Origin of the sequence: Novosphingobium sp. NDB2Meth1 (assembly GCF_900117425.1) — a bacterium.
GTDB lineage: Bacteria > Pseudomonadota > Alphaproteobacteria > Sphingomonadales > Sphingomonadaceae > Novosphingobium.
Genome location: NZ_FPEH01000015.1, coordinates 292,309 through 304,630 on the forward strand (window position 1 = coordinate 292,309; position 12,322 = coordinate 304,630).

11 protein-coding genes and 1 pseudogene are annotated in these 12,322 nt (G+C 64.1%); 7 read left to right on the forward strand and 5 right to left on the reverse strand.

Features of this window, described 5'->3' with window-relative positions; translation table 11 throughout:
- Nucleotides 1–68: 68 nt before the first annotated feature.
- Together NDB2M1_RS10865 and NDB2M1_RS10870 are read right to left on the reverse strand one after the other, a co-directional pair.
- The gene (locus NDB2M1_RS10865) at nucleotides 69–2,105 is read right to left on the reverse strand and encodes a putative bifunctional diguanylate cyclase/phosphodiesterase (RefSeq protein ID WP_083554802.1); all 2,037 of its coding nucleotides are present in this window, start codon (nucleotides 2,103–2,105) and stop codon (nucleotides 69–71) included.
- Nucleotides 2,102–2,662, reverse strand: a complete 561-nt coding sequence (locus NDB2M1_RS10870) for a heme NO-binding domain-containing protein (RefSeq protein ID WP_253185850.1) — start codon at nucleotides 2,660–2,662, stop codon at nucleotides 2,102–2,104. Before NDB2M1_RS10870 ends, NDB2M1_RS10865 begins: the two co-directional genes overlap by 4 nt.
- Nucleotides 2,663–2,928: 266 nt before the next feature.
- On the opposite strand from NDB2M1_RS10870, the gene ahpC reads away from it, so the two are divergent.
- The 4 genes from ahpC (at nucleotide 2,929) to NDB2M1_RS10890 (ending at nucleotide 6,414) form a co-directional block, all read left to right on the forward strand.
- A complete protein-coding gene (gene ahpC, locus NDB2M1_RS10875; RefSeq protein ID WP_072382182.1) occupies nucleotides 2,929–3,492 on the forward strand; it encodes an alkyl hydroperoxide reductase subunit C in 564 nt (187 codons plus the stop codon).
- Nucleotides 3,493–3,677: 185 nt separating this feature from the next.
- The gene (gene ahpF / locus NDB2M1_RS10880; protein WP_371328201.1) at nucleotides 3,678–5,228 is read left to right on the forward strand and encodes an alkyl hydroperoxide reductase subunit F; all 1,551 of its coding nucleotides are present in this window, start codon (nucleotides 3,678–3,680) and stop codon (nucleotides 5,226–5,228) included.
- Nucleotides 5,229–5,409: 181 nt separating this feature from the next.
- Nucleotides 5,410–5,925, forward strand: a complete 516-nt coding sequence (locus NDB2M1_RS10885; protein WP_054121006.1) for a MarR family winged helix-turn-helix transcriptional regulator — start codon at nucleotides 5,410–5,412, stop codon at nucleotides 5,923–5,925.
- An 84-nt stretch (nucleotides 5,926–6,009) separates the two neighbouring features.
- Nucleotides 6,010–6,414 (forward strand): c-type cytochrome, encoded by a 405-nt coding sequence (locus NDB2M1_RS10890; RefSeq protein WP_072382186.1) that lies wholly within the window; start codon nucleotides 6,010–6,012, stop codon nucleotides 6,412–6,414.
- A 146-nt stretch (nucleotides 6,415–6,560) separates the two neighbouring features.
- Here NDB2M1_RS10890 and NDB2M1_RS10895 read toward each other — a convergent pair whose 3' ends face one another.
- Nucleotides 6,561–7,130 (reverse strand): phosphate-starvation-inducible PsiE family protein, encoded by a 570-nt coding sequence (locus NDB2M1_RS10895; RefSeq protein WP_072382188.1) that lies wholly within the window; start codon nucleotides 7,128–7,130, stop codon nucleotides 6,561–6,563.
- A 425-nt stretch (nucleotides 7,131–7,555) separates the two neighbouring features.
- On the opposite strand from NDB2M1_RS10895, the gene NDB2M1_RS10900 reads away from it, so the two are divergent.
- The 3 genes and pseudogenes from NDB2M1_RS10900 (at nucleotide 7,556) to NDB2M1_RS10910 (ending at nucleotide 10,255) form a co-directional block, all read left to right on the forward strand.
- Nucleotides 7,556–8,854, forward strand: coding sequence for a sugar MFS transporter (locus NDB2M1_RS10900; protein WP_072382191.1), 1,299 nt, complete (start codon nucleotides 7,556–7,558; stop codon nucleotides 8,852–8,854).
- Between the two features lie 64 nt (nucleotides 8,855–8,918).
- Nucleotides 8,919–9,387 (forward strand): annotated as a pseudogene (locus NDB2M1_RS10905) (Rrf2 family transcriptional regulator).
- 61 nt (nucleotides 9,388–9,448) lie between these two features.
- Nucleotides 9,449–10,255, forward strand: a complete 807-nt coding sequence (locus NDB2M1_RS10910) for an outer membrane protein assembly factor BamD (protein WP_072382193.1) — start codon at nucleotides 9,449–9,451, stop codon at nucleotides 10,253–10,255.
- Between the two features lie 24 nt (nucleotides 10,256–10,279).
- Here the strand turns inward: NDB2M1_RS10910 and NDB2M1_RS10915 are convergent, their stop codons facing one another.
- Nucleotides 10,280–11,344 (reverse strand): glycosyltransferase family 4 protein, encoded by a 1,065-nt coding sequence (locus tag NDB2M1_RS10915; protein ID WP_054121011.1) that lies wholly within the window; start codon nucleotides 11,342–11,344, stop codon nucleotides 10,280–10,282.
- Complete coding sequence (locus NDB2M1_RS10920; protein WP_253185851.1) at nucleotides 11,341–12,252, reverse strand: UDP-2,3-diacylglucosamine diphosphatase; 912 nt, start codon at nucleotides 12,250–12,252, stop codon at nucleotides 11,341–11,343. The genes NDB2M1_RS10915 and NDB2M1_RS10920 overlap by 4 nt, the downstream gene beginning before the upstream one ends.
- Between the last annotated feature and the right edge of the window lie 70 nt (nucleotides 12,253–12,322).

Sequence of the window (12,322 nt, forward strand, 5' to 3'; positions counted from 1 at the left end):
CTCCTTGCTGCGGCGGGTGACGGTATTGGCGCCATCATAGCCGGTCCCGCCGCCTCCGCAGAGGACTTTTACGCAGCCGATGCAGTTCCTTCAGGCCAGACGAGGGCGAAAGCGCTCGCCTCATCCAGCGGCCGACCGAGATGATAACCCTGGCCATATTCGCAGCCCATCTCGCGCAGCGAAGCGCCCTGTTCCATCGTTTCGATTCCTTCGGCCACCACCGAAAGGTTGAGATTGCTGGCGAGGTCGAGGATCGCGCGGATGATCTTGCGGCTCTTGGGATCGTCCATCGAGGCGATGAACGAGCGGTCGATCTTGAGCGTGTCGAACGGCAGGTTCTGCAGATAGCTCAGCGAGGAATAGCCGGTGCCGAAATCGTCGAGGCTCGTCTTCACCCCCCAGCTGCGGACCTGTTCCAGCACCTGCCGCGTCTGGTCGGGATCGATGATCGCCACACCCTCGGTCACCTCGAGGCGCACCAGTTCGGGGGGCACGCCGGTCTCCAGCAGAACGCGCTGGACGTGCGCGGAAAACGTGGGGTGGAGGAACTGCTGCGGCGCGATGTTGATGCTGATGTAGGGCAGCTCGCCGGGATCGAGGCCCTGCGCGGTCATCTCGGCATGGAGCCGCGCCATCGCGTTGCAGGCCTGCCGCAATACCCAGTCGCCGATGAACACGATAAGCCCGCCCGCTTCGGCCGCCGGAATGAACCGCCCCGGCTCGACCAGACCGCGATCCGGGTGATTCCAGCGGATCAGCGCTTCGAAACCGCGCAGCTTTCCGGTGTTCGTGCCCGCCTTTCCCAGCGCGAAGATCGGCTGGTAATAGAGCGTGAACTGCTTCTCGCGGATCGCATCGCGCAGCTCGCTTTCCAGCGCCATGCGGTTGCGCCGCTCGTTGCCGAGGCTCTCCGAGAAAGTCACCACGCCGCCGTGGCCGCCAGACTTGGCCTCGTACATCGCAAGGTCCGCATCCTGCCGCAGCTGCTCCACCGAGCAATAGCTCCTGCCGCTGTGGGCGATGCCGATCGAAAGCCCGACGTTGACGTATTCGTCCGCCACCAGGATCGGTGCTTTCAGCGCATCGATCAGCGCACCCGAAAGGTCCATGGCGATGGCCGGATCGGGCAGGGCATCAAGCATCACGACGAATTCGTCACCGCCCACTCGCGCCAGAGTTGCTCGCCAGCTCGCCTGATCGCCGCGTCTCCGCCCGCCCATCCGCGCGGTGATCACGCTGTCGAAGCGCCGCGCCGTCTCGATCAGCACGATATCGCCGGCATGATGGCCATACTTGTCGTTGATCGCCTTGAACCCGTCGAGGTCGATCACCAGCACCGCAAGGCCCTCGCGGCTTTCCGGGAGGCGCTCGAACGCCGCGCGCGAGCGTTCGTCGAGCAGCGTACGGTTGGGCAGGCCGGTCATCGCATCGTGCAGCGCATCATGAAGCAGGGTCGCGCGCGCGCGCGCGCGCTCGATCACCCGGGCAAGCTGCGTCGCGGCTTGAGTCACCGTCAAAAGGATCGCGTCCTTGTCCAGCATGGACGTATGCGAGAAGAATTCGAGCACGCAGACGATCTCGTCGCCGATCAGCACCGGAAAGCCGCAGGCGGAACGTACCCCGCAACAGGCTGCGGCGATCCGGCGGCAGGCATGGGCGGCAAGTTCGGTCTCGTCGATCCAGTGCGGGTGGCCATCGCGCAGCACGCGGCCGGGCAGGCCTTCGCCGCGGGGGAACGTCCGATCCCGCGTCGCTTCTACCAGTGGGAACAGCTTCGCCGGTTCCGCAGTATACCACGCGTCGCAGGAAACCGCCGCGCCGCCGCCCTCGACGCGGTAGGCCGTGCCGAAGGCCCAGTTCATGTGCTCGCAGATTTCCTTGAGCACTTCGCCGATGGCTTCGCTGAAATCGTTTGAACGATTGGCGCAATCGGTGATCCGCTGCAGCAGCGCGAGCCGCACCTGGCTTTCGTACAGTTCGCGCAAGCCTCGCTCGGCGATCGCCTCGGCCTGCAGCCGCCCCTCGCGTTCGCGCTGGACGAGGCGTTCGAGCCGCTCGACGGCCATCGCCGCATCATCGGGGAGGGGGATCGCTTCCTGCTTCACGGGTTCCAGTCCAGCGCGATCCGGCACACGGGATGGCCATCCAGCATGCAGGAGAGGTGCTCTATGGCCACCCGGTCGCCGTAGTGATCCGCCGCGCCCTCGATGAAGCCGTGCGCCAGTCGGCACATGCGCCGCGGCGACTTGTAGGCAAGGCCGGTGCGGCCATCGTCCAGATCGTGGAAATGGAAATGCGGGCAGCCGGCTCCGGCATTGAGCTTGCGGATTTCGGGATGGATGATGTCGTTGATGCTCGCCACGAACGATTGCGCGCTCTTGTGCGGCGTGAAGAACATCTCGTAGCGTTCGTGGAGCAAGGGAATGGCGCTGCGCCCGAACCAGCGCAGGACCTCGCCCGCGCTCAGCCCCAGCGCGGTGGAGGCGGCGTCGACAAGCTGCACCACCTCGCTGTCAGGATAGCTGCCAAGGGACGTATAGGCGCCTTCCAGCCCCGCCATTTCGAGCAGGCTGTCCCACGCGAGCAGGCCATGCTCGCGCACCACGGCATCCTCGAGGAGGTTGAACACGACGCCCTTCATCGCTGCACAGACTTTCCGCACGTTTGTTGGGTGCGGGAGATGCCATCAGGCCGGTGCGCGGCGTGTGAAACGGGCTATCGGGCGCTTTGCCTATTGCCGAACACGAAGGCGCTAACCATCTTTGCGGCGGGCGGAAGCGCGGTCGTGATTGATCGATCCAATCAATCAATACGCTCAGGATTGATCATTAGCGCCGCGCACCGACTCGCGCTAAAGGCGCGCCAGCCACACCGGCTAACCCCATTCATGCGGACCATTCCGGCCCGCGATCACAAGGAAGCGAGCGCATGTCCCTGCTGAGCACCCCGATCAAGCCCTTCGCCAACACCGCGTACAAGGAAGGCAAGTTCGTCGACATCACCGAGGCCGATATCGCCGGCAAGTGGGCGGTGTTCTTCTTCTACCCGGCCGACTTCACCTTCGTCTGCCCGACCGAGCTCGAAGACCTCCAGGACAACTATGCCGAGCTGCAGAGCATGGGCGTCGAGGTGTTCGGCGTCTCGACCGACACCCACTTCAGCCACAAGGCCTGGGCAGACAGCTCGCCGGCCATCGGCAAGATCACCTATTACCTCGTCGGTGACCAGAACCACACGCTGACCAACGCGTTCGACAACCTGCGCCCCGGCGTCGGCCTTGCCGACCGCGGCACCTTCGTCGTCGATCCCGATGGTATCATCCAGCTGATCGAGATCACCCCCGAGGGCGTGGGCCGCAACGCTGCCGAGCTCGTCCGCAAGATCAAGGCCGCCAAGTACTGGCGCGAGCACCCCGGGCAGGTCTGCCCGGCCAAGTGGGAAGAAGGCAGCGAAACGCTGGCTCCCTCGATCGACCTGGTCGGCAAGATCTGATGACCTTTTGCGAGAGCGCCGGCACTCCCCCCGCACGGCCTCTCGCAACCCGCCGGGCGGCGGTTTCTCCTCCCCCCTCCACCGCCGCCCGGCCCCTCGTTTCCATGCAGCTCCCCTTCGCGCGCCGGTGATGCCACCCCCGCGCCGTACGCCGCACGCCTCCTCAAGGACCATCCGCCATGTCGCTGCTCGATGCCGCCACGACCGCCCAGCTCAAGACCTATCTCGGCAATCTGCGCCGTCCGATCGAGCTCGTCGCTTCGCTCGGGGAAGGCCAGAAGAGCGCCGACACGAAAAGCCTCGTCGAGGAGATCGCCGCGCTCTCCGACAAGGTGACCGCCCGCTTCGACGGCACCGATGCCCGCAAGCCCAGCTTCACCATCGGCGCCGTGGGCGAAGAAGCCCGGGTGCGCTTTGCCGGCCTGCCGCTCGGCCACGAGTTCACTTCGCTGATCCTCGCGTTGCTCCATGTCGGCGGCCATCCGCCCAAGGAAGAAGCGGACCTGCTCGACACCGTGCGCGGCCTCGAAGGCCCGCTGCACTTCGAGACGTTCTTCTCGCTGACCTGCCAGAACTGCCCGGACGTGGTGCAGGCGCTCAACATCATGGCCGCGCTCAACCCCCAGGTCACGCATGTCGCCATCGACGGCGCGCTGTTCCAGAATGAAGTCGAAGCCCGCAAGATCATGGCCGTGCCGCAGGTGTTCCTGAACGGCGAACTGTTCGGGCAGGGCCGCATGGATCTCGCGCAGATCGCCAGCAAGATCGACACCGGCGCGGTCGCCCGCGCGGCGGAGAAGATCGCGGCCAAGGAGCCGTTCGATGTGCTCGTCGTCGGCGGCGGCCCGGCCGGCGCGGCAGCGGCGATCTACGCCGCGCGCAAGGGCATCCGCACCGGCGTCGTCACCGAGCGTTTCGGCGGGCAGGTGCTCGACACCATGGGCATCGAAAACTTCATCTCGGTCCAGCACACCGAAGGGCCGCGTCTCGTCGCCCAGCTCGAGAGCCACGTGAAGGACTACGATGTCGACGTGATGAACCTGCAGAAGGCGGTGGCCTTGAGGCCCGCCAACGGCGACGGGCTTGCCACGATCGAGCTCGAAAGCGGCGCAAGCCTGCGCGCAAAGACCGTCATCCTCTCCACCGGCGCGCGCTGGCGGCAGATCGGCGTGCCGGGCGAGGAGGAATACCGCAACAAGGGCGTCGCCTATTGCCCGCACTGCGATGGCCCGCTCTACAAGGGCAAGCGCACCGCGGTGATCGGCGGCGGCAACTCGGGCGTCGAGGCGGCGATCGATCTTGCCGGTATCGTCGCGCACGTCACGCTGATCGAATATGACAGCGAACTGCGTGCCGACGCCGTGCTCCAGACCAAGCTGCGCAGCCTGCCCAACGTCACCGTGATCACCTCGGCGCGCACCACCGAAGTGACCGGCGACGGCGAGAAGGTCACCGGCCTCGTCTACCGCGACCGCACCACCGACGTGGAGCACCGCGTCGACCTCGAAGGCGTGTTTGTCCAGATCGGCCTCGTCCCCAACACCGAATGGCTGCAGGGCGCGCTCGCCATGACCAACTACGGCGAGATCGAGATCGACAGCCATCTCGCGACCAGCCTGCCCGGCGTCTTCGCGGCGGGTGACGTCACGACCGTGCCCTACAAGCAGATCGTCATCGCCATGGGCGAAGGCTCGAAGGCCGCACTCTCCGCCTTCGACTACCTGATCCGCCATTGAGGTTGACCTGAGGCCCCTCCCGCATGCGGGAGGGGTTTGGGGTGGGCAAGGGCCAAGCACAGCACCCACCCTGTAAATCCCCCGCGTTTCACGCTGCACTGCGACAAAAGTTTGCGTCCGGACTTCCGCCAACGTAAGGAAACCGTCGCAATCCGCCTCAGCGAGACAGAAAGGCCACCCCTTGTCGATCGAGACAACGCGGTCCAATGACACTGCGACGCGCCCGGTGCCGCTCAGTCGGCAGGCCGCCACGCCCGAACTAGACCTCGACGGGCTCGACCGCATTCTCGGCATCCACGTCGGCTCGATCAACACGCTGCTCGTCTCGCGGATCGAGCGCCAGCTTGAACCGTTCAAGGTCACGCCCAAGCAGGTCGCGATCCTCTGGCTGGTCAACGCCAATCCCGGCGTCAAGCAGTCCGACCTGTCGCGCTTCTTCAAGATCGAGCGGCCGACCGTGCACCAGTTCGTCCGCCAGCTCACGCTCAACGGCCATCTCGTCTCGGAACCCTCGAAGCTCGACCGCCGCGCCGGGGGCCTGTGGATCACCGAGACCGGCACGGCCACGCTCACCGCCGCGCGCGAGATCATCTTCACCGATGAAGCCGATCTGCTCAGCCCGCTGACGGCCGACGAGCAGGCCGAACTCTACCGCCTCATCATCAAGGTCTATCTTTCCGCACCGAACCGGACCTGAACCTTTCGGGCCGGCGAACAACACATTAAGCTCGGATACAGGACGCCGGTCCTAAAAGGTCGGGGTCAGACAGGGGAGTTTCTCATGGCAATTTCGAAGACTGGTCTTGGTTTCACGGCTTTCGGCGCGGTCACGCTCGCGGCACTCGCCGCAGCCACGGCGGCGCAGGCCGCCCTTCCGGCGGGCGATGCGGCCCGCGGCAAGACGGTCTTTGCCCGCTGTGCCGCTTGCCACGATCTCAACACCGGCGCGATCCGCCTCGGCCCCAGCCTCAAGGGCGTGATCGGCCGCAAGGCAGGCACGTTCGCCAACTTCAGCTACTCGGCCGGGATGAAGAGCAAGGGCGTGACCTGGGGTCCGGACACGCTCGACCAGTTCCTCACGGCGCCGATGAAGTATGTCCCCGGCACGCGCATGGCTTTCCCGGGCCTCAGCAACCCGCAGGACCGCGCCGACGTGATCGCCTACCTCAAGGCTTCGGCGAAGTAAGAGTTTCGGAGCACCTCCCTGAGTGTCTCTTTGGGTAGGTGGTCCCGAGCGGACAACCGGGTCCGCCCCATGGGTGCGCGCGCTCAATGCTCTTGAATGTCGGTGCTTTGCAGGCGGAGAGGCAGAAGAAATTCAGGCTAGGTAAGTTAGCTTCTCGACAATTTATGGGTGCTGTTAGATTGCTGAACTCGGTCAAGAACCCATACCGAGCAGCACAAGATTGTGACGCCAACTGTCGCGGCGAGAATCATAGTGGGCTCAGAAACTTGACGAGGTTTGATAATTTCCCGAATGAGAGAGGTTATCGCTATTGCAATTGGGTAAGTTGTTGTCAATTTTTCTTCGCTTATACTTGCTTTTATAAGTGAAATTAGTTCCACTAGAATAAGTAGGTATAGTAAATCATCAATGGAACTCTGAATGAATTTGAAATGATCATCGATTTTATCTTTTGTGATTTCAGGACTAGATAAAATTCGTCTTTGAAATTCAAGATTGCCTTCCTTATATATTGCTAGGCAGGCAAAGAAAGTTATGATCAGAAATCCGATCTGTTCTATGGTACCTAATAAACATACTATAGCTTCTTTCCAAAAAATGCGCAGCTTACGTAGCGTCGTTCGGCAATCTGATCGCCGTGGATCCGAAGGTTTGTCGCTGGGCGGGGCCGGATCTATTTCAGTCGTCATGGCGTGGCTTTCCGTGTCGGTGATCATCGACGAAATTCCGCCGATGAAGATACAGCCAAATTAGTTTCATTATCAATACAGGTATAGTAATACTAGCAGTGTATGCGTGTAATAAAGAGTGATCAAGATTTGTCGGATATGACCAACATAAAATTCTGAATTTTCAGCAGACATTTGTACTAAGCTGACATTTTTCTTGATACTTGCGCTGCGGAATCTGCCTTTCCCGTTGAAGGCATGCGGCGTCAAACTTCGGCTTGCATGCAATCGACTGCTCGGTGTCGTTGAGGTTCACATCCCCTTTCCTCATATAAGCGTGCGTCTTCCGCCCTAGTTTCTCCACCACGGCGATACGTATGCGCCGCATATGCAGGTGGACTTTCCCCCCACGCTTGGCACAAACAGGGCCAGCAAGGCCGGCGGATAATCGGCTGCAAGGAGAGTTAGACCCCATGGCCATGGCCCCGACAGCCGCTGCTGAATCCGCTTCCGCGTCCGATTCCGGCAATATCGATGCCCCCGAACTGCGCGTCTTCGTCATGGCGCTGTTCTTCCTGTTCGGCGGAATCACGTCGCTCAATGATGTGATCATCCCGAAGCTCAAGGACCTCTTTACGCTCAACTACACCCAGGCCATGCTGGTGCAGTTCTGCTTCTTCACCGCCTATTTCGTGGTCGGCGTCCCCGGCGCGGCGCTGGTCAAGCGGATCGGGTACATGCGCGGCGCGGCGGTGGGCTTGCTGACGATGATGGCGGGCTGCCTGCTGTTCATTCCCGCCTCGCAAAGCGCGCTCTATGTGCTCTTCCTCCTCGCGCTGTTCATTCTCGCCAGCGGCGTCGTGCTGGTGCAGGTGGTCTCGAACCCGCTGATCTCGCTTCTCGGCCCGGCAAAGACTGCCAGCAGCCGCCTGACCTTCGCGCAGGCGTTCAACTCGCTCGGCACCGTGCTGTTCCCGCTCGTCGGCGCCAGCCTCATCCTCGGCCAGATCAAGGACGTGAAGGCCGATCAGCTCGTTGGCCCGGCGCTCGACGCCTACCGCGTCACCGAGAGCCAGCTGGTCGTCAACACCTACATCGGCCTCGCCGTCAGCCTCGCGCTGGTCGCCGCTGTAGTCTGGGCCAATCGCAACCGCCTGAAGGGCGAGCGCCACGAGGAAAGCTCGCTCTCCGCCAGCTTCGCGCTCCTTTCGCGGCCCCGCTTCGGCTTCGGTGCGCTGTGCATTTTCCTCTACGTCGGTGCCGAAGTCTCGATCGGCTCGATCATCGTCAACTATCTCGCGCAGCCCACCGTCATGGGCCTCACGCACGAGGCGGCGGGCGGCGAGATCTGGAAGTACTGGTTCGGCGCAATGGTCGGCCGCTTTATCGGCTCGGCGCTGCTGCGGGTCGTCAGCCCGGGCAGGACGCTCGCGGGCTGCGCGGCCGGTGCGATCGCACTGCTGGCGATCTCGACGCACACTTCGGGCCTCGTCTCGGCCTACAGCCTGCTCGCCATCGGCCTGATGAACTCGATCATGTTCCCGACGATCTTCACGCTCGCCTGCGAAGGCCTCGGCAAGCGCGCGGCGGACGGGTCAGGCATCATCAACGTCGCGATCTTCGGCGGCGCGGTCGTCCCGCTCGCTACCGGCGCGCTCGCCGATGCGACTGGAAGCCTCACCCTGGCGCTGGTGCTGCCCGCGCTGTGCTATGCGGTGATCGTGGCGTTCGGGCTCTATGCGGTGCGTCCGGTCGAGCCGCTTGAAGGGTAAACGGCGGCGGGGGTAATTCTACTCCCGGCGTTGACATTCGGCAGTCCCCGGCCAAATTGGGGACATGCTTTCGCAGAAGACGCGATACACGATCCGCGCTCTCCAGCACCTTGCCGATACTTTCGGGCAAGGGCATGGCCCGGTGCGGCCCGGTGCGGCTCGATGCGATCGCCGAAGCGCAGAACATCCCGCGCAAGTTCCTCACCGTCATCCTCTCGGAAATGGCGCGCGAGGGCATCGTGATCTCGCACCGCGGGCGGGAAGGGGGCTATGAACTCGCGCTCCCGCCCGTCGACATCCGCTATGGCGATATCATCCGGCTCACCCGCGGCAGCCTTGCGCTCACGCCTTGCGCCAGCCGCAACGCGCACGAGACGTGCAACAACTGCCTGCCCGAAGCCGAATGCCGTCTGCGCGGGCTGATGCTCCAGCTGCGCGACGAGATGGCGGCGATGCTCGACCGCATCACGCTCGCCGATCCGATCACGCTCGAACCGCCGTTCGAGGAAGCCCCCACAGAAGCTGCGCAATAGGTCCGGCAAAAGCCGCGAACTTCACTTGGCGTTCATTCGCGTGCTGGCTATAGCACCCGGCATGATCTCGCCTGTCACCGGTCGCAGCCCTTTGCGCCTTCTCGCACTAGCCTCCGCCACCGCCTTGCTCGGACTGACCGCAGGCTGCGCCGGTACCAAGGCCAAGAAGGACGTGGCCTACGTCGCGCGCGACGTCGATACGCTCTACGCCGCCGCCAAGGAACGACTGGACAAGGGCGACGCGAAGCAGTCCGCCGCGCTGTTCGATGAAGTCGAACGCCAGCACCCCTATTCGCCCTGGGCCCGCCGCGCGCAGCTGATGAGCGCGTTCAGCTATTATGCCGCGCGTGATTACGCAAAGTCGGTGCAGTCGGCGCAGCGCTTCCTCTCGATCCATCCGGGCAACAAGGACGCGCCTTACGCCTACTACCTCGTCGCGCTGTGCTATTACGAGCAGATCAGCGACGTGACGCGCGACCAGAAGATCACCCAGCAGGCGCTCACCGCGCTGACCGAAGTGATCCGCCGCTATCCCAACACGACTTACGCCATCGACGCGCGGCTCAAGCTCGATCTCGTCAACGATCACCTTGCCGGCAAGGAAATGGAGATCGGCCGCTTCTACCAGCGCAGCGGCAAGTGGCTCGCCTCCGCGCTCCGCTTCCGCACGGTGATCGACAAATATCAGTCGACCAGCCACACGCCCGAGGCGCTCTACCGCCTTGTCGAAAGCTATCTCGTGCTTGGCCTGCCAGAGCAGGCGCAGAAGTCCGCCGCCGTGCTCGGCGCGAACTATCCCGGCAACGAGTGGTACGAGCGCGCCTACAGCCTGATGAACAAGAAGGCGCCCGGCACGACCGCCAGCTGAGCCCCGGCTCCAACGCGGGCCTGATCAGGCCGCCTTGCTCGCGGTACGATTTCGGGCGGCGCTGCCCAGAGCACCGAGGAACTGATCGGTCGCGCATTCCCAGCTGTAGCTGCCGCCGTAAGCCGCAGCCGCCTCGCGGTTGCAGGTGAGCGCGGCAGAGATCGCCTTCGCCAGATCCTCGTCCAGCGCGCCGACCGGTTCGGCCAGACTGCCGTCCGGCCCAAGGCCGCCGGGGCCGACCACGTCGATGGGGCCGGGCACCGGATAGGCGGCAACCGGCAGCCCGCAGGCCATCGCCTCGATCATCACGAGGCCGAAAGTGTCGGTCCGGCTCGGGAAGACAAAGACGTCCGCCGAGCAATAGGCCTGCGCCAGCGGCGCGCCGGAAAGCGCGCCGAGGAACTTCGCATCGGGGTAGCGCGCGCGCAGCTGCGCGAGGTCGGGGCCGTTGCCGACGATGACCTTGGTGCCGGGCACATCGGCATCGAGGAACGCGCCGAGGTTCTTCTCGACCGCGACGCGGCCGACATTGAGCAGGATCGGGCGCGGCAGATCGGCGAGCACGTCGAGCGGCGCATGCTGCGGATGGAACAGGCTTGCATCGATTCCGCGCGACCACAGCCTTGCCTGGGTCAGTCCGTGCCCGGCCAGCTCGGTCAGCAAGGTCTGGGTCGAGGCCAGCACCGCGTGGCTCGAGGAATGGAAACGCCGCATGATCGGCCAGAAGCGGTCCGGGCTGAGGCCGGTACGCACCGCCGCATATTCGGGGAAGCGGGTGTGGAAGGCGCTGGTGAACGGCACGCCGTTCGCCTTGCACCAGCCGCGCGCCGCCCAGCCGATCGGGCCTTCGGTGGCGATGTGGACGATGTCCGGATCGAAATCGCGCAGCATCCGCCGGGTGCGGAAGCGCGGCAACATGGCGAGGCGGATTTCCTTGTAGCCCGGCAGGCCGAAGGTGAAGAACTGGTTCGGCGTGACCAGCATCACCTCATGGCCGCGCGCGGTCACATGCTCGATGGTGGTGGCCAGTGTCCGGACAACACCGTTGACCTGAGGATGCCAGGCATCGGTGCACAACGCTATCTTCATGCCTCTTCCTTGATCCGCGCGGCTTCGGCGGCGCTGTCCTTGGCGGTCTTGGCGAAGGCTTCCTCGAAGCAGATCGCCGCCCAGTCGACGATGGTGATCGCGCCGGCATGGTCCTCGACCAGCGCGGTGCAGCTTTCGACCCAGTCGCCGTCGTTGTAGTAGGTCACCTCGCCGATCTGGCGGATTTCCGCGCAGTGGATGTGCCCGCAGACCACGCCGTCGACGTCCATGTCGCGCGCCGCATGGGCAACGGCTTCCTCGAACGCGCAGACGAACTGCACCGCGTTCTTCACCCGCTTCTTGAGGTAGGCGGAGAGCGACCAGTAGGGCAGCTTGAACCAGCGACGGACTTTGTTGAACCAGCGGTTGGCGCGCAGCAGGAAGGCGTAGGCCTGGTCGCCGAGGAAGGCGAGCCAGCGCGCATAGAGCACCACGCCGTCGAACTTGTCGCCGTGCGTCACGAGCAGGCGGCGGCCGTCGGCGGTCGTGTGCACCGCCTCCAGCGCGATCTCCACCCCGCCGAAGCTCATGCCCGCATAGGGCCGCAGCATCTCGTCATGGTTGCCCGCGATCAGCACCACGCGCGTGCCGCGGTGCGCCATCTTGAGCACGCGGCGCACCACTTCGTTGTGCGCATCGGGCCAGTACCACCCGCGCGAAAGCCGCCAGCCGTCGACGATGTCGCCTACCAGATAGAGCGTCTCGCACTCGATCGAGGCGAGGAAATCGAGCAGCATGTCGGCATTGCAGCCGCGCGTGCCGAGGTGGATGTCCGAAACCCAGACCGTGCGCACCTTGCGCTTGGGCCGGAAACCGCGCGGCTCGGGCAGGTCGAGCCAGGCAGGAATGGACTTGGCAAGTTCGGTCGCCGGGGAGGACATTCCCCAGGCCTGTGCGCGGCGTGTCATCCCGAAATCCCTATCAGTTTGCTAACTGAGCCGAATCCCTGTCACAATCCCGTGTCGCTCACGTTGCACT